Annotated in this window: 11 protein-coding genes; all 11 read left to right on the top strand. The window is 66.3% G+C overall.

Annotation, left to right across the window (positions count from 1 at the left end; all coding sequences use genetic code 11):
• Positions 1–159: 159 nt before the first annotated feature.
• The 11 genes from traJ (at position 160) to FK527_RS14720 (ending at position 17,054) form a co-directional block, all read left to right on the top strand.
• A complete protein-coding gene (traJ, locus tag FK527_RS14780) occupies positions 160–534 on the top strand; it encodes a conjugal transfer transcriptional regulator TraJ (protein ID WP_000426567.1) in 375 nt (124 codons plus the stop codon).
• A gap of 34 nt (positions 535–568) precedes the next feature.
• Positions 569–2,809 (top strand): TraI/MobA(P) family conjugative relaxase, encoded by a 2,241-nt coding sequence (gene traI, locus FK527_RS14775; RefSeq protein ID WP_011114057.1) that lies wholly within the window; start codon positions 569–571, stop codon positions 2,807–2,809.
• On the top strand, positions 2,806–4,719 hold the full coding sequence (locus tag FK527_RS14770) for a type IV secretory system conjugative DNA transfer family protein (RefSeq protein ID WP_000694765.1): 1,914 nt from the start codon (positions 2,806–2,808) through the stop codon (positions 4,717–4,719). The genes traI and FK527_RS14770 overlap by 4 nt, the downstream gene beginning before the upstream one ends.
• The gene (traF, locus tag FK527_RS14765) at positions 4,716–5,252 is read left to right on the top strand and encodes a conjugative transfer signal peptidase TraF (RefSeq protein ID WP_006122512.1); all 537 of its coding nucleotides are present in this window, start codon (positions 4,716–4,718) and stop codon (positions 5,250–5,252) included. The genes FK527_RS14770 and traF overlap by 4 nt, the downstream gene beginning before the upstream one ends.
• An 11-nt stretch (positions 5,253–5,263) precedes the next feature.
• Positions 5,264–7,327: a DNA topoisomerase III gene (locus tag FK527_RS14760; RefSeq protein WP_006122511.1), complete on the top strand. Its 2,064-nt coding sequence runs from the start codon at positions 5,264–5,266 to the stop codon at positions 7,325–7,327.
• A 21-nt stretch (positions 7,328–7,348) separates the two neighbouring features.
• Positions 7,349–7,738: a protein TraD gene (locus tag FK527_RS14755; RefSeq protein WP_006122510.1), complete on the top strand. Its 390-nt coding sequence runs from the start codon at positions 7,349–7,351 to the stop codon at positions 7,736–7,738.
• A 3-nt stretch (positions 7,739–7,741) separates the two neighbouring features.
• The gene (locus tag FK527_RS14750) at positions 7,742–12,088 is read left to right on the top strand and encodes a zincin-like metallopeptidase domain-containing protein (protein ID WP_011117147.1); all 4,347 of its coding nucleotides are present in this window, start codon (positions 7,742–7,744) and stop codon (positions 12,086–12,088) included.
• 440 nt (positions 12,089–12,528) lie between these two features.
• Complete coding sequence (locus tag FK527_RS14735; RefSeq protein WP_000935451.1) at positions 12,529–14,244, top strand: Mu transposase C-terminal domain-containing protein; 1,716 nt, start codon at positions 12,529–12,531, stop codon at positions 14,242–14,244.
• A 2-nt stretch (positions 14,245–14,246) separates the two neighbouring features.
• Entirely contained in the window at positions 14,247–15,155 is a 909-nt protein-coding gene (locus FK527_RS14730) for a TniB family NTP-binding protein (RefSeq protein ID WP_144735300.1), read from the top strand.
• Entirely contained in the window at positions 15,152–16,369 is a 1,218-nt protein-coding gene (locus FK527_RS14725) for a TniQ family protein (RefSeq protein WP_069602319.1), read from the top strand. The genes FK527_RS14730 and FK527_RS14725 overlap by 4 nt, the downstream gene beginning before the upstream one ends.
• A 76-nt stretch (positions 16,370–16,445) precedes the next feature.
• Positions 16,446–17,054 carry a recombinase family protein gene (locus FK527_RS14720; protein ID WP_152960984.1) on the top strand — a complete coding sequence of 203 codons (609 nt, stop codon included), beginning with the start codon at positions 16,446–16,448 and terminating at the stop codon, positions 17,052–17,054.
• The last annotated feature ends 234 nt before the right edge of the window (positions 17,055–17,288 follow it).

The raw sequence follows: 17,288 nt of genomic DNA, 5'->3' as shown, positions 1-17,288 counted from the left end.
TGTTATTAACGCCGTAAGGCGGGCAGGATGTGTGAAGTTAGCTAACCGGCGAGCCGGTTATCTATCTTCACTGTCCCTTATTCGCGCCGGGGGCGCTCAACGGGTCATCCTGCTCTGCGAGGCAGCCGGCTACCGCCGGCATGAGAGACGAGGCGAGGCATGGAGAACGACGAAAAGGAACACGGCCGCCGGCGGCGGCAGCACCTGCGGGTGCCGGTGTTCCCCGAAGAGAAAGACGAGATCGAGGCGAACGCCAAGAGGGCGGGCGTCAGCGTGGCGCGCTATCTGCGCGACGTGGGCCAGGGCTACCAGATCAAGGGCGTCATGGACTACCAGCACGTGCGCGAGCTGGTGCGCGTCAACGGCGACCTTGGCCGCCTTGGCGGCCTGCTCAAGCTCTGGCTGACCGATGACGTGCGAACGCTCCAGTTCGGCGAGGCGACCATCCTGGCCCTGCTGGGCCGGATCGAGGCCACCCAGGACGAAATGAGCCGGATCATGAAGGCCGTGGTTCAGCCGAGGGCCGAGCCTTGACTTCTTTAGCGGCTAAAAAGCCGGAGGGGCGGCCATGATCGCCAAGCACGTGCCGATGCGCTCGCTTGGCAAGAGCGACTTCGCGGGCCTGGCGAACTACATCACCGACGCCCAAAGCAAAGACCACCGGCTGGGCCACGTGCAGGCGACGAACTGCGAAGCCGGTTCCATCCAGGACGCCATCACGGAGGTGCTGGCGACCCAGCACACGAACACCCGCGCGAAGGGCGACAAGACCTACCACCTGATCGTCAGCTTCCGGGCCGGCGAGCAGCCCAGCGCCGACACCTTGCGCGCGATTGAGGAACGCATCTGCGTCGGGCTGGGTTATGGCGAGCATCAGCGAATCAGTGCCGTCCACAACGACACCGACAACCTGCACATCCACATCGCCATCAACAAGATTCACCCGACGCGGCACACGATGCACGAGCCGTACTACCCGCACCGGGCGCTGGCGGAACTCTGCACGGCCCTGGAGCGCGACTACGGCCTGGAGCGCGACAACCACGAGCCGCGCAAGCGCGGCGCGGAGGGCCGGGCCGCCGACATGGAGCGGCATGCCGGCGTTGAAAGCCTGGTCGGCTGGATCAAGCGCGAGTGCCTGGACGAGATCAAGGGCGCGCAGTCCTGGCAGGAACTGCACCAGGTCATGCGGGACAACGGAATGGAGCTGCGCGTCCGCGCCAATGGCCTCGTGTTCGAGGCCGGCGACGGAACGATGGTGAAGGCGAGCACAGTAGCCCGCGACCTTTCCAAGCCGAGCCTGGAGGCGCGGCTTGGCCCGTTCGAGGCTTCGCCCGAACGGCAGGCGCAAACCACCGCGAAGCGGCAGTACCGCAAAGACCCCATCCGCCTTCGCGTCAACACCGTGGAGCTGTACGCGAAGTACAAGGCCGAGCAGCAGAGCTTGACCACGGCGCGCGCCCAGGCCCTGGAGCGCGCCCGGCATCGCAAGGATCGGCTGATCGAGGCGGCCAAGAGGTCGAACCGCCTGCGCCGCGCCACGATTAAGGTGGTCGGCGAGGGCCGCGCGAACAAGAAGCTGCTGTACGCCCAGGCGAGCAAGGCCCTGCGCAGCGAACTCCAGGCGATCAACAAGCAGTTCCAGCAGGAGCGCACGGCCCTCTACGCCGAGCACAGCCGGCGCACGTGGGCCGACTGGCTCAAGAAGGAGGCGCAGCACGGCGGCGCCGACGCCCTGGCCGCCCTGCGCGCCCGCGAGGCGGCCCAGGGCCTCAAGGGCAACACCATCCGGGGCGAGGGCCAGGCGAAGCCCGGCCACGCGCCGGCGGTGGACAACATCACGAAGAAGGGGACGATCATCTTCCGCGCCGGCATGAGCGCCGTGCGCGATGACGGTGACCGCCTGCAAGTCTCCCGCGAGGCCACGCGCGAAGGGCTGCAAGAAGCCCTGCGCCTGGCGATGCAACGCTACGGCAACCGCATCACCGTCAACGGCACGGTGGAGTTCAAGGCGCAGATGATCCGCGCCGCCGTCGATTCCCAGCTACCCATCACCTTCACCGATCCGGCTCTTGAGAGCCGGCGGCAGGCGCTTTTGAACAAGGAGAACACCCATGAGCGAACCGAAAGACCAGAGCATCGAGGACGAACTGGACGCGGCGCTGGCGGCCCTGGACAGCGGCCCGCTGCCGACCAGCACGCTACCGGAGCCGCAGCCGTCGCCCGAGCAGGCGACGGCCGGCCAGCCGCCGGCCGAGGCGACCGCGCCGACGCCGGCCTTCACGCCGCCACCGTCCACCGGAAGCCCGACGTTGGACGCCTTGGAAGAAAACCGCCGCCCCAAAGCCAGCACCGTTTGCGAGCACTGTCCGAACTCGGTGTGGTTCGCATCGCCGGCGGAAGTGAAGTGCTATTGCCGCGTGATGTTCCTCGTCACGTGGAGCAGCAAGGAACCCAACCAGATCACGCACTGCGACGGGGAATTTCTCGGCCAGGAACAGGAGTAGGCCAGACGCCGCCGGGCGTCGCCGCCGCCGACAAGTACATCGCCGAACGCGAGGCAAAGCGCCTAAAAGGTTTCGATATACCGAAGCATTCCCGATATACTGCCGGTGATGGTGCGCTCACGTTCCAGGGCACCAGGACTATCGAGGGCCAGGCGCTGGCCCTCTTGAAACGAGGTGATGAGGTCATGGTTATGCCCATCGACCAGGCCACGGCCCGGCGCTTGACGCGCATCGCGGTCGGCGATGCCGTCTCGATCACCGCGAAAGGCTCCATCAAAACGTCGAAAGGAAGGAGTAGATGAAGATCAAGATGAACAACGCGGTAGGGCCGCAAGTCCGAACCGCCAAACCGAAGCCGAGCAAGCTGCTGCCGGTGCTGGGCGCGGCCTCGATGGTCGGCGGCCTCCAGGCCGCGACGCAGTTCTTCGCCCACACGTTCGCCTATCACGCGACCCTCGGCCCCAACGTGGGCCACGTGTACGCGCCCTGGTCGATCCTGCACTGGACGTACAAGTGGTACAGCCAGTACCCGGACGAGATCATGAAGGCCGGCAGCATGGGGATGCTGGTTTCGACCGTGGGCCTGCTGGGCGTGGCCGTGGCGAAGGTCGTCACGTCCAACAGCTCGAAGGCGAACGAGTACCTGCACGGCTCGGCCCGCTGGGCCGAGAAGAAGGACATTCAGGCGGCCGGCCTGCTGCCACGCGAGCGCAACGTCCTGGAGATCGTCACCGGCAAGGCCGCACCCACGGCTACCGGCGTGTACGTGGGCGGCTGGCAGGACAAGGACGGCAATTTCTTCTACCTGCGGCACAGCGGCCCCGAGCACGTGCTGACCTACGCGCCCACGCGCTCGGGCAAGGGCGTCGGCCTGGTGGTGCCCACGCTGCTGTCGTGGGGCGCGAGCAGCGTCATCACCGACTTGAAGGGCGAGTTGTGGGCCTTGACCGCCGGCTGGCGGCAGAAGCACGCCAAGAACAAGGTGCTGCGCTTCGAGCCGGCCAGCACCTCGGGCGGCGTCTGCTGGAATCCGCTGGACGAAATCCGCCTCGGCACCGAATACGAGGTGGGTGACGTGCAGAACCTTGCCACGCTGATCGTTGACCCGGACGGCAAGGGCCTGGACTCGCACTGGCAGAAGACCGCCTTCGCGCTCCTGGTCGGCGTGATCCTGCACGCGCTGTACAAGGCCAAGGACGATGGCGGCACCGCCACGCTGCCGTCCGTCGATGCGATGCTGGCCGACCCGAACCGGGACATTGGCGAGCTTTGGATGGAAATGGCGACCTACGGGCACGTAGACGGCCAGAACCATCACGCCATCGGCTCGGCGGCCCGCGACATGATGGATCGGCCCGAGGAAGAAGCCGGATCGGTGCTGTCCACGGCCAAGTCGTACCTGGCCCTGTACCGCGACCCCGTGGTGGCCCGCAACGTCAGCCGGTCGGACTTCCGCATCAAGCAGTTGATGCACGAGGACGACCCGGTAAGCCTCTACATCGTCACCCAGCCCAACGATAAGGCCCGCCTGCGGCCGCTGGTGCGCGTCATGGTGAACATGATCGTGCGCCTGCTGGCCGACAAGATGGACTTCGAGGGCGGCCGGCCGGTGGCGCACTACAAGCACCGGCTCTTGATGATGCTGGACGAGTTCCCGAGCCTCGGGAAGCTGGAGATCATGCAAGAGTCGCTGGCCTTCGTGGCCGGCTACGGCATCAAGTGCTACCTCATCTGCCAGGACATTAACCAGCTCAAGAGCCGCGAGACGGGCTACGGCCACGACGAAAGCATCACGTCGAACTGCCACGTGCAGAACGCCTACCCGCCCAACCGCGTCGAGACGGCCGAACACCTGTCCCGCCTCACCGGGCAGACCACCGTGGTGAAGGAGCAGATCACGACCAGCGGCCGCCGCACGGCGGCGATGCTGGGCCAGGTGTCGCGCACTTACCAGGAAGTGCAGCGGCCCTTGCTGACGCCCGACGAATGCCTGCGCATGCCGGGGCCAAAGAAGAACGCCCAGGGCGAGATCGAAGAAGCCGGCGACATGGTGATCTACGTCGCGGGCTACCCGGCGATCTACGGCAAGCAACCCCTGTACTTCAAAGACCCAGTGTTCTCGGCACGCGCCGCGATCCCTGCGCCCAAGGTCAGCGACCGCCTGCGCGCCGTCGCACAGGCCGAGACGGAAGGGGAGGGCATCACGATATGAGCCGCATCCTGAAACGTATCGCGGCAGGCGTCGTCATCGCGGGCGTGGCCGCCCTGCTGCTGGCCGCCGGCGGCTATGCCGCCGGTGCCCGCGTGAACACCACCAAGAGCATTCCGGTCGGCCTGTACTGGACGAGCAGCGCGCCGGTGGAGAAGGGGGCCTACGTCCTCTTCTGCCCGCCGCAGCTCGGCGTGTTCGATGACGCCAAGGAGAGGGGCTACATCGGGGCCGGCTTCTGCCAGGGCGGCTACGGCTACATGATGAAGCGCGTTTTAGCCGCTAAAGACGATGCCGTCGCCGTCGCCGATGACGGCGTGCGCGTCAACGGCGAGCTGCTGCCCCTCAGCGCGCCGATCAAGGCCGACAAGGCCGGTCGGCCGCTGCCGCGCTATCAGTCCAACAGCTACACGCTCGGCAATTCCGAGGTGCTGCTTATGTCGGACGTGAGCGCCACATCCTTCGACGGCCGCTACTTCGGCCCGATCAATCGTTCGCAAATCAAGACCGTGATCCGTCCGGTCATCACCTGGTAGGGAGACACACCATGCGCCTTTTCATCGCAGAAAAGCCGTCCGTCGCCAAGGCCATCGCCGGCGAGCTGGGCGCGACCGGCAAGGGCGACGGCTTCATCGAGTGCGGCACCGACAAAGTGACCTGGTGCTTCGGGCACATGCTCGAACAGGCCGACCCCGACGAGTACACGCCCGATGACGTGCCGCGCGGCCAGTCCGGCAAGAAGGTCTGGCGCGTCGATGAGCTGCCCATCATCCCCGAGAGCTGGATTCTCAAGCCCAAGGACGACGCGAAGAAGCAGCTCGCCGTGATCGGCAAGCTGCTCAAGGAGGCCAAGGAGATCGTCAACGCCGGCGACCCCGACCGCGAAGGCCAGTTGCTGGTTGACGAAGTGCTGGAGCACTTCCGCAACAGCAAGCCGGTGCGCCGCTTTTGGGTGAGCGCGCAGGACTCCGTTTCCGTCAAGCGCGGCCTGGCCGCGTTGAAGGAGAACACCACCTATGCAGGCTGGGCCGACGCTGCACGCGGGCGGCAGCGCGCCGACTGGCTGATCGGCATGAACCTCAGCCGCGCGTACACGCTGCGCGCGCAGCGCGGCGGCTCGCGCGCCCTGCTGACCGTGGGCCGCGTGCAGACGCCGACGCTGGCCCTCGTGGTCGCCCGCGACCGCGAGATCGAGGCATTCAAGGCCGTGCCGTACCACACCATCCGGGCGGTGGTGCAGCACGCCGGCGGCAGCTTCGCCGCCGCATGGAAGGCGAAGGAGGATCAAGCCGGCCTGGACAGCGAAGGCCGCCTTGTCGATACCGCCGTCGCCGACGCCCTGGTGGCCGCCGTCAAGGGCCAGCCGGGCACCATCGCCGCGTACAAACAGGAGGCCAAGAAGCAGAACCAGCCGCTGGCCTTCGCCCTGTCCGACATTACGGCACTGGCCTCGGCCAAGTTCGGCTACAGCGCCGAGGACGTGCTGAACACCTGCCAGGCGCTCTACGAGACGCACAAGCTGACCTCGTACCCGCGCACCGACTGCGCCTACCTGCCGGAGTCGCAGCACGCCGACGCGCCGCGCGTGCTGGAGGCGATCAAGCACGTCAACCCCGAACTGGCCGGCCTGGTCGATGGTGCCGATCCGCGTATCAAGTCCAAGACGTGGGACGACTCGAAGATCACCGCGCACCACGGCATCGTGCCGACCATGCAGAAGGGCAGCAAGGCCGCCCTCAGCGAGCGCGAGCGCAACATCTACGACCTGATCGTGCGCGCCTACCTGGCGCAGTTCTACCCGCTGCACGAGTACATGCAGACCACCGTGGGCGTCGAGATCGCGGGCGAGAACTTCGCCGCGAGCGGCAAGGTAGTCACGCGCAACGGCTGGCGTGACGTGTACAGCCAGGCCGACGAGGAAGGCGAGAAGGACGAGGACGACGACAGCGGCACGCAGGCCCTGCCGTCGATGGCCCAGGGCGACGCCGTGACCTGCACGGACGCCACCCGCAAGGACGCCAAGACGAAGCCGCCAGCGCGCTTTACCGAGGGCACGCTGATCCGCGCGATGGAGAACATCCACAAGTTCGTCAGCGATGCCGAGCACAAGAAGATGCTGCGCGAGGGCGACGGCATCGGCACGTCGGCCACCCGCGCGTCGATCATTTCCGAGTTGAAGCGGCGCGAGTTCCTGGCCGTCAAAGGCAAGCAGATCATCAGCACGACCCTCGGCCGCAGCGTCATCGACGCGCTGCCCGAGGTTGTGAAAAGCCCGGTGCTGACCGCGCTCTACGAGCGGATGCTGAAAGGCGTCGAGCAGGGCACGGCCGCCCTGGACGCCTTCATCACGAAGCAAGAGACGTTCATCCGCGACCAGGTGGCGAAGGCCAACAGCGGAGCCGTGACCATCGCCGGCGGCAAGGAAGCCGCGCCGGTGTCATCCCTTCACAAGTGCATGGCCTGCGGCAGCGGCTTGTCGCGCCGGCCGAGCAAGAAGAAGGGGCAATTCTGGTGGGGTTGCAGCAACTTCCCCACATGCAAGCAGACCTACCCCGACCTCAAGGGTCGGCCCGACTACAGCAAGGGCCGCAACGGCCAGGCATCCGAATGACCACAGCGAAGGAGATCGACCATGAACGAGCAAACCACCACCAACACCGCCGCCCACGACGAGCCGCTGGCCGTCCTGCCGCCGGTTGACGACGACGCCGCCGGCCGCGAGGCCGTGCGCGAGAAGATGGCCGACGCGCTGACGCCCGGCTTCCAGGTCGAGTTCGACCCCGACGAAGCCGAGCGCGTGGGCGCGTTCGTGGAGGACGCGCTGTCCGAGCAGGACGCCGCCGCGAGCGGCGACGACCTGGTGGAAGTCGATGGCGCGCTGGAGCCGGCATTCCTGGACGACGAAGGCCCGAGCGCCGACATCCCGCCGTTCATCACCACCACGAACGCCCGCGAGCTGTACGACCTGCGGCCCGGCGAGACGGTTGCCCAGGCCGCCGCGCGCAAGGCGTCGGAGGGCTGACCCATGCCGATCACGAAAGCCGAGGCGCAAGGGGTGACGCGGGCTTTCGTCCGCGACTACCCCGGCGCGCTGGAGCTGGCCTACAAGTTCCGCGAGGACGCGGCCGAGCTGTACGGGCCGCGAGCGGCCGAGGTGCCGGCCGACATGAAGGGCGGCTACGTGCCCAAGGAGACGCTGCACGCCGGCCGCGCCTACCGTGGCCGCGTGGACGTGCCCTTGCAGAACGTCGAGAGCGCCAGCGACCTACTGATGACGCTGCGGCACGAGGTGCTAGGCCACTACGGGGCCAACACCTTCGCGCCGGGCGAGAAGCGCGCCTTGCTGGACGGCCTGGCGGCCGCCCGCAACGAACCCACCCTCAAGCCGCTATGGGATGACGTGAACCGGCGCTATGCCGGCCAGTCCCTGGACGTGCGCGCCGAGGAAGTGTTTGCCCTGCACTGCGAGGGCATCGAGCCGAGCCAGCACCAGGTCGCCGACCAGGTGCAGCAGCGCGGCCAACAGTCATTCACGGAAACCTGCATCGCCCGCGTGCGGCCCATGCAGGCCGACGACCTGCACAACATCGTGTGCATGGTCGCCCAGGGCCTGCGCGACCGTTCCCGGACACAGCAGAACTTCCCTCAGTTCAACGAGCTATTCCGAAGGGACGAGAACATGGAGCCGAAGAAGCCGTTTCACGAAGTCGTGGCCGAAAAGCTGATCGAGCAGCTCAAGGCCGGCACCGCACCGTGGCAAAAGCCGTGGGAGCCGGGCGAACCCAACGCCTACCTGCCGATGAACCCGACCACCGGCAAGCGGTACAAAGGGATCAACGCCATCCACCTGATGGCCCAGGGCCGCAGCGATGCGCGCTGGATGACCTACAAGCAGGCCGCCGCCGTGGGCGCGCAGGTTCGCAAGGGCGAGAAAGGCACGCCGGTTCAATACTGGAAGTTCAGCGAAGAGCAAGACAAGCTGGACGACAGCGGCCGGCCCGTCCTCGATGCGAAGGGCCAGCCGGTCAAGGAAACCGTCATGCTGGAGCGGCCGCGCGTGTTCTTTGCGACCGTGTTCAACGGCGAGCAGATCGACGGCCTGCCGCCGCTCCAGCCGAAGAAGGAACAGACTTGGAACGCCGTCGAGCGCGCCGAGCACATCCTGAAAGCCTCGGGCGCGACGATCACCCACGCCGCCGGTGATCGGGCGTTCTACCGCCCTTCGACCGACAGCATCACCCTGCCGGAGCGCGGCCAGTTCCCCAGCTCCGACCGCTACTACGCGACCGCGCTGCACGAGCTGGGCCACTGGACGGGCCACGCTTCGCGCCTTGACCGCGACCTGGCGCACCCGTTCGGGAGCGAGGGGTACGCCAAGGAAGAGCTGCGCGCCGAGATCGCTTCCATGATCGTCGGCGACGAGCTGGGCATCGGCCACGATCCGGGCCAGCACGCCGCCTATGTGGGTTCGTGGATCAAGGCGCTGCAAGACGAGCCGCTGGAGGTGTTCCGCGCGGCCGCCGATGCCGAGAAGATTCACGACTACGTGCTGGCCTTCGAGCAGAAGCAGGTTCAGGAGCAAGACCAGCAGCAGAGCCAGGCCCAGGACGAAGCCGTGGCCCAGGCCCTGGCCGTGGACATTGCCGAAGTCCTGGACAACCCGGACGTGTCTTTCAGCCACTACCAGGCATTCCAGGGCGACACCCTGGAAGACGCCTTGCGCAGCCGTGGCCTCGAAACCGTGGGCAGCATCACCGGCACCGATCCCGAGCAGTTCTACGCGGTCGCGCATGACCGGCTGTCGCCGGTGTTCGGCATCGACCCGAGCCACACCGACACCGACAACGCCTACCTGGAGCGCAAGGGCTTGGCGCAAGAGTTCGCCAACATGGCCGAACAGCTCCACCTCGCGCAGCAGCTCCAGCAGCACGGCGAACAGATCGTGTCGAGCATCGACGCCGAAGCCAGGTGGAGCGACGGCCAGCGCATCTTTGCGTTCCACGACCAGGACGGTGAACCCCACCAGGTTCGCAGCCTGGACGAGCTGAACAACTACGCGCCCGACCAGTTGATGGCCCTGCCGGCGCTGACCCAGCAGCAAGCGGCCGTCGCAGACCAGGAGGCGAACATGACCCCACCGACCAACGACCAGGCGGCCGCCCTGCTGGCCGCCCATCCTGCCGACGCGGTGCAGGGCATCGAGCAGGCCGCCGCCGCGCGCCGGCAGCTCGCCGCCGGCGAGATCGACGGCCAGGCGTTCGCCGACGCGACCCGTCAACACCTTGGCGTTGAGCTGCCGCCCGACTGGAGCGGAGAGCTGCGCATCGTCGGCGTGGCCGAGCAGGACGGCCAGACCGTCGATGCCGCCCAGGCCGGCATCGAGCCGCAGGCGTTCCAGGTCTACGCGCGCAAGGCCGATGCGCAGTTCGGCGAGGACGCCTTTGCCTTCGTCGCCGGCACCCGCACCGAGGGCCAGGCCGAGGCTCTGGCCGAGCGCCTGCACCTGGTCGATGCGCTGGGCACCGACAACCAGCACGAGCGCGCCGCCAAGCTGGCCCGCGTGCAGGAAGAGCGTGTACGGCGCGACCCCAACGCGACCGAAGAGGACATTTCAGCCGCTAAAGAGGCACGCAAGACCGCCGAGGCGTCGGCCATGCTCAACGACAGCGACGCGCAGCGCCGCGCGGCCGAGCTGGAGCGCCAGGAACGCGAGCGGCAGCAGGCGCAGCCGCAGGCCGAGAAGCCCGAACGGCAGTACATCAACGTGCCGTACAAGGAGAAGGACGAGGCCAAGAGCCTCGGGGCGCGTTGGGATCGGCAGCAACAGTCCTGGTACGTGCCGCCGGGCACCGATGCCGCTCCCTTCGCCAAATGGGCGCAGGGAGCCGCTACAGCGGCCGTAGAGCCGCGTTCGGCCCAGCCGGCACCCGAAGCCCAGGGCGAGGCGCAGAAGCCCGCGCAGCAGGCCCAGCAGGCCCGCCAGTACCTGGCCGTGCCCTACGAGCAGCGCAACGCGGCCAAGGCCGCCGGCGCGCTTTGGGACAAGGCCGCGAAGTCCTGGTATGTCGGCCCGCGCGCCGACGCGGCGAAGCTCGAACGCTGGAAGCCCGAGAACGTGCAGGCCCAGCAAGGGCCAGCGATGACGCCAAGGGAAGAGTTCGCCGAGGCCATGCGCAGCGCCGGCCTGTTCACCGGCAGCAACGCCCAGGGCGATCACCCGATCATGGATGGCAAGCGGCACCGCGTGCCGGTCGAGGGCGGCAAGAAGGGCGCGCTCGATGGCTTCTACGTGGGCCACCTGGACGGGCACCCGGCCGGGCGGATCATCAACAACAAGACCGGCACGGACATTACCTGGAAGAGCAAGGGCTACGCCTTGAGCGACCAGGAGAAGGCCAAGCTCCAGGCCGAGGCGGCCGAGAAGCTGGCACAGCGAGCCGTCGAGCAGGACAAGGCCCAGGAGGCCACCGCGCAGCGCGTCGGTCGGCAGATGGCCGACCTCGTGCCCATCGAGCAGCCGACGCCCTACCTGCAAGCCAAAGGCATCCAGGCGCAGGCCGGCGTGATGACCGACCGCGAAGGCCAGAAGACCTACATCCCGGCCTTCGACGCAGAGGGCAAGCAATGGACGATGCAATACATCCAGGAGGACGGCACTAAGCGGTTCGCCAAGGACTCGAAGAAGGAAGGATGCTTCCACCCGGTCGGCGGCATGGACGCCCTGGCGGCCGCGCCGGCGCTGGTGATCTCGGAGGGCTACGCCACGGCGGCCCAGGTGGCCGAGGCCGTGGGCCACGCCACGGTCGCCGCCTTCGACAGCGGCAACCTTGAGGCCGTGGCGAAGGCGCTGCACGCCAAGTTCCCGGACAAGCCGGTCATCATCGCCGGCGACGACGACCGGCACCTGGTCATGACCCACGGCAACAACCCCGGCCGGGAGAAGGCCGAGGCGGCCGCCCAGGCCGTGGGCGGCAAGGCGATCTTCCCGATCTTCGCGCCGGCCGAGAACACCTACCCGCGCGACTTGCCCGCCATCACGCCCGACAGCTTCAAGACCCACCTGCGCGCCGAGCAGCGCCTTGCCGACGCCGCCGCCGGCAAGGTCGAGCTGGCCGGCGACGAGGCGGCCAAGCTCAAGGCGTCGATGTTGAGCGGCGCGCAGATCGCGGCGCTGTCCACGATGAAGCAGCACACCGACTTCAACGACTTGGCGCACAAGAGCGAGCTGGGCATCGAGGGCGTGAAGCGGCAGATCGGCGCGGCCATCAGCCAGGTGCAGCGCGACGAGCAGCAGCACCAGGAGCAGAAGCACGTCGAGAAAAAGCAACAGCAGATCGAGCAGCGCCCACGGCGGGCCGCTCGCATCGGATAAGTCGAAAAATCCGGCTAAAGTGGCCGAGCTGCACATCAGGCCGCGCGGTTTTCCTCCCTGATCGCCGGCGCGGTTTCTTCCTCCCTGAACCGCATGCAGACTTGCCGCCTCGGACACCCCGAGGCGGTTTTTTTTCGCCTCGCTCGAGCATCGCCGCATCCGACGATGCCGAGACGACCAGGCCGCGCACGTCGAGCTGCAGCATCGCCATTGCCGACGATGGCACCAGGTCGCCGGCGGTGGCCACCGACCTCGAGCTCGCATCGCCACATCCGACGATGCGCGCCGGCGTCGACCATCGCCAGGTCTGACGATGGCGGCCGCCCTGCCCTGGATGTCATTTTCAGAAGACGACTGCACCAGTTGATTGGGCGTAATGGCTGTTGTGCAGCCAGCTCCTGACAGTTCAATATCAGAAGTGATCTGCACCAATCTCGACTATGCTCAATACTCGTGTGCACCAAAGCGAGGTGAGCATGGCGACGGACACCCCACGGATTCCAGAACAAGGCGTGGCCACTCTGCCTGATGAGGCTTGGGAGCGTGCGCGCCGTCGTGCGGAGATCATCAGTCCGTTGGCGCAGTCGGAGACGGTCGGGCACGAAGCGGCCGATATGGCGGCTCAGGCGCTGGGCTTGTCTCGGCGCCAAGTATACGTTCTGATCCGGCGTGCCCGGCAAGGCAGCGGCCTCGTGACGGATCTGGTGCCCGGCCAGTCCGGTGGAGGTAAAGGTAAGGGGCGCTTGCCGGAACCGGTCGAGCGCGTCATCCACGAGCTACTGCAAAAGCGGTTCCTGACCAAGCAGAAGCGCAGCCTAGCGGCCTTTCACCGCGAAGTCACTCAGGTGTGCAAGGCTCAAAAACTGCGAGTGCCGGCGCGCAATACCGTGGCCTTACGGATCGCTAGCCTTGACCCGCGCAAGGTCATCCGCCGGCGGGAAGGCCAGGATGCCGCTCGTGACCTACAAGGTGTGGGCGGCGAGCCTCCTGCCGTGACCGCGCCGCTGGAGCAGGTGCAGATAGACCATACGGTCATCGACCTGATCGTGGTCGATGACCGCGACCGGCAACCTATTGGCCGCCCGTACCTGACCCTCGCCATCGACGTGTTCACCCGCTGCGTGCTCGGCATGGTCGTCACGCTGGAAGCGCCGTCTGCCGTTTCGGTTGGCCTGTGCCTCGTGCATGTCGCCTGCGACAAGCGCCCTTGGCTGGAAGGACTGAACGTGGAAATGGATTGGCAGATGAGCGGCAAGCCCTTGCTGCTCTACCTAGACAACGCGGCCGAGTTCAAGAGCGAGGCCCTGCGCCGGGGTTGCGAGCAGCATGGCATCCGGCTGGACTATCGCCCGCTGGGACAGCCGCACTATGGCGGCATCGTGGAACGGATCATCGGCACGGCGATGCAGATGATTCACGACGAACTGCCGGGAACGACCTTCTCCAACCCTGACCAGCGCGGCGACTACGATTCCGAAAACAAGGCCGCCCTGACGCTGCGCGAGCTAGAGCGCTGGCTCACATTGGCGGTCGGCACCTACCACGGTTCGGTGCACAACGGCCTGCTCCAACCGCCGGCCGCGCGCTGGGCCGAGGCCGTGGCGCGTGTCGGCGTACCGGCCGTCGTCACACGCGCTACTTCGTTCCTGGTCGATTTTCTGCCGATCCTCCGGCGCACGCTGACCCGCACCGGCTTTGTCATCGACCACATCCACTACTACGCCGATGCGCTCAAGCCGTGGATTGCGCGGCGTGAACGCTGGCCGTCCTTTCTGATCCGGCGCGATCCGCGCGACATCAGCCGTATCTGGGTCCTGGAACCGGAGGGACAGCATTACCTGGAAATTCCCTACCGTACCTTGTCGCATCCGGCTGTCACCCTCTGGGAACAACGGCAGGCGCTGGCGAAACTGCGGCAGCAAGGGCGCGAACAGGTGGATGAGTCGGCGCTGTTCCGCATGATCGGCCAGATGCGTGAGATTGTGACCAGCGCGCAGAAGGCCACACGCAAGGCGCGGCGTGACGCGGATCGCCGCCAGCACCTCAAGACATCAGCTCGGCCGGACAAGCCCGTTCCGCCGGATACGGATATTGCCGACCCGCAGGCAGACAACTTGCCACCCGCCAAACCGTTCGACCAGATTGAGGAGTGGTAGCCGTGGACGAATATCCCATCATCGACCTGTCCCACCTGCTGCCGGCGGCCCAGGGCTTGGCCCGTCTTCCGGCGGACGAGCGCATCCAGCGCCTTCGCGCCGACCGCTGGATCGGCTATCCGCGCGCAGTCGAGGCGCTGAACCGGCTGGAAGCCCTTTATGCGTGGCCAAACAAGCAACGCATGCCCAACCTGCTGCTGGTTGGCCCGACCAACAATGGCAAGTCGATGATCGTCGAGAAGTTCCGCCGCACCCACCCGGCCAGCTCCGACGCCGACCAGGAGCACATCCCGGTGTTGGTCGTGCAGATGCCGTCCGAGCCGTCCGTGATCCGCTTCTACGTCGCGCTGCTCGCCGCGATGGGCGCGCCGCTGCGCCCACGCCCACGGTTGCCGGAAATGGAGCAACTGGCTCTGGCACTGCTGCGCAAGGTCGGCGTGCGCATGCTGGTGATCGACGAGCTGCACAACGTGCTGGCCGGCAACAGCGTCAACCGCCGGGAATTCCTCAACCTGCTGCGCTTCCTCGGCAACGAACTGCGCATCCCGTTGGTTGGGGTAGGCACGCGCGACGCCTACCTAGCCATCCGCTCCGATGACCAGTTGGAAAATCGCTTCGAGCCGATGATGCTGCCGGTATGGGAGGCCAACGACGATTGCTGCTCACTGCTGGCCAGCTTCGCCGCTTCGCTCCCGCTGCGCCGGCCTTCCCCAATTGCCACGCTGGACATGGCTCGCTACCTGCTCACACGCAGCGAGGGCACCATAGGGGAACTGGCGCACTTGCTGATGGCGGCGGCCATCGTCGCCGTGGAGAGCGGCGAGGAAGCGATCAACCATCGCACGCTCAGCATGGCCGATTACACCGGTCCCAGCGAGCGGCGGCGGCAATTCGAGCGGGAACTGATGTGAAGCCAGCGCCACGCTGGCCACTGCATCCGGCTCCCAGGGAAGGCGAAGCCTTGTCTTCGTGGCTCAACCGCGTGGCCCTTTGCTATCACATGGAGGTGTCCGAGCTGCTGGAGCACGATCTTGGTCACGGTCAGGTTGATGACCTGGACACCGCGCCACCACTGGCGCTGCTGGAGATGCTCTCCCTGCGGAGCGGCATCGAGCCGGATCGGCTGCGTTGCATGAGTTTCGCCGGCTGGGTGCCTTGGCTACTGGACAGTCTTGATGATCAGATTCCAGATGCATTGGAAACCTATGCGTTCCAGCTCTCGGTGCTGCTGCCGAAACTCCGCCGTAGGACGCGATCCATCACGAGCTGGCGTGCCTGGCTGCCCAGCCAGCCGATACATCGCGCCTGTCCGCTCTGTCTGAACGACCCGGCAAACCAAGCCGTACTGCTTGCATGGAAGCTGCCCTTGATGCTGAGCTGCCCGCTGCATGGCTGCTGGCTGGAATCCTATTGGGGCGTGCCTGGGCGGTTTCTCGGCTGGGAGAACGCCGACACTGCGCCGCGCACCGCCAGCGACCCGATTGCAGTGATGGACCGGCGTACCTGGCAGGCACTGACGACCGGCCATGTGGAGCTGCCGCGCCGACGCATCCACGCTGGATTGTGGTTTCGGCTGCTACGCACGCTGCTCGATGAGCTGAACACCCCGCTTTCGGCGTGCGGAACCTACGCGGGGTATCTCCGCCAAGTCTGGCAAGGCTGCGGGCATCCGCTGCGTGCTGGGCAAAGTCTGTGGCGACCGTATGAAACCCTGAACCCGGCAGTACGGTTGCAGATGCTGGAGGCAGCGGCAGCGGCAATCAGCTTGATTGAGGTGAGGGATATAAGCCCGCCAGGCGAGCATGCAAAGCTGTTCTGGTCCGAGCCCCAAACCGGGTTCACCAGTGGTCTGCCGGCGAAAGCGCCGAAGCCCGAACCCGTCAATCACTGGCAACGGGCGGTCCAAGCTATCAGTGAGGCGATCATTGAAGCGCGGCACAACCCCGAGACGGCGCGCTCGCTGTTCGCCTTGGCTTCCTATGGTCGGCGCGACCCAGCTTCCCTGGAACAGTTGCGAGCCACCTTTGCAAAGGAAGGCATCCCCCCGGAATTTCTGTCACATTACGAGCCTGATGGACCCTTTGCATGTCTTAGACAGAATGACGGGTTAAGTGACAAATTTTGACGGCCAGAATTTTCCGGCTCACACTGTCACATAATCGAACGTATACGTGACGGGTGAAAAGGTGCTGATCGGCTACATGCGGGTATCGAAGGCGGACGGATCCCAGTCCACCAATTTGCAACGCGATGCGCTCATCGCCGCTGGTGTGAGCCTTGCGCACCTTTACGAGGATCTGGCCTCGGGCAGGCGCGATGATCGCCCAGGGTTGGCTGCTTGCCTGAAGGCGCTTCGTGAAGGGGACACGCTGATCGTGTGGAAGCTCGATCGGCTTGGCCGTGATCTGCGCCACCTGATCAACACCGTGCACGACCTAACTGCGCGTAGCGTGGGCCTGAAGGTCCTGACCGGTCACGGTGCGGCGGTCGACACGACGACTGCCGCCGGCAAGCTTGTGTTCGGTATTTTTGCCGCGCTGGCCGAGTTCGAGCGTGAGTTGATTTCCGAGCGAACAGTCGCTGGACTTATCTCGGCGCGCGCTCGCGGCAGGAAAGGGGGGCGCCCCTTCAAGATGACCGCCGCCAAGCTACGCCTGGCGATGGCCAGCATGGGGCAACCGGAAACCAAGGTGGGCGATCTCTGCGAAGAACTCGGGATTACCCGGCAGACGCTCTACCGGCACGTGTCGCCCAAGGGCGAACTGCGGCCAGACGGCGTAAAGCTGCTCTCCCTCGGTTCAGCCGCATAAATGGAGGCGACCTGGAACGGGGCGCTGTTCAGTGCGGCAACGATCCGATTACCGGTGTCGACCCAGAGCAGCCGTAGAGCTTTTGGGAAAGCTGTCGTTCAACGTCGATAATCAGCGGCCGCCGAAGGCGGTCCGCTGCATTTAAAGTTCGGCGGGGCTCGAAAAGTTCGCTTGTCGGCCATATCCCAGGTCATCCGCGATCCTGTTCGAGCATGGCCCTCCGGCCCTAGGCGT

Origin of the sequence: Extensimonas perlucida, from assembly GCF_007655255.1 — a bacterium.
GTDB lineage: Bacteria > Pseudomonadota > Gammaproteobacteria > Burkholderiales > Burkholderiaceae_C > Extensimonas > Extensimonas perlucida.
The sequence above is the reverse complement of the archived record's forward strand: the minus strand, read 5'-3'. Positions and strand labels throughout refer to the sequence as shown.

Bases quoted from the DNA above. Each gene is read 5' to 3' on its own strand.
- traJ (WP_000426567.1), top strand. From the start codon at position 160: ATGGAGAACGACGAAAAGGAACACGGCCGCCGGCGGCGGCAGCACCTG.
- traF (WP_006122512.1), top strand. From the start codon at position 4,716: ATGAGCCGCATCCTGAAACGTATCGCGGCAGGCGTCGTCATCGCGGGC.
- FK527_RS14750 (WP_011117147.1), top strand. From the start codon at position 7,742: ATGCCGATCACGAAAGCCGAGGCGCAAGGGGTGACGCGGGCTTTCGTC.
- traI (WP_011114057.1), top strand. From the start codon at position 569: ATGATCGCCAAGCACGTGCCGATGCGCTCGCTTGGCAAGAGCGACTTC.
- FK527_RS14735 (WP_000935451.1), top strand. From the start codon at position 12,529: ATGCTCAATACTCGTGTGCACCAAAGCGAGGTGAGCATGGCGACGGAC.
- FK527_RS14720 (WP_152960984.1), top strand. From the start codon at position 16,446: ATGCGGGTATCGAAGGCGGACGGATCCCAGTCCACCAATTTGCAACGC.
- FK527_RS14760 (WP_006122511.1), top strand. From the start codon at position 5,264: ATGCGCCTTTTCATCGCAGAAAAGCCGTCCGTCGCCAAGGCCATCGCC.
- FK527_RS14755 (WP_006122510.1), top strand. From the start codon at position 7,349: ATGAACGAGCAAACCACCACCAACACCGCCGCCCACGACGAGCCGCTG.
- FK527_RS14770 (WP_000694765.1), top strand. From the start codon at position 2,806: ATGAAGATCAAGATGAACAACGCGGTAGGGCCGCAAGTCCGAACCGCC.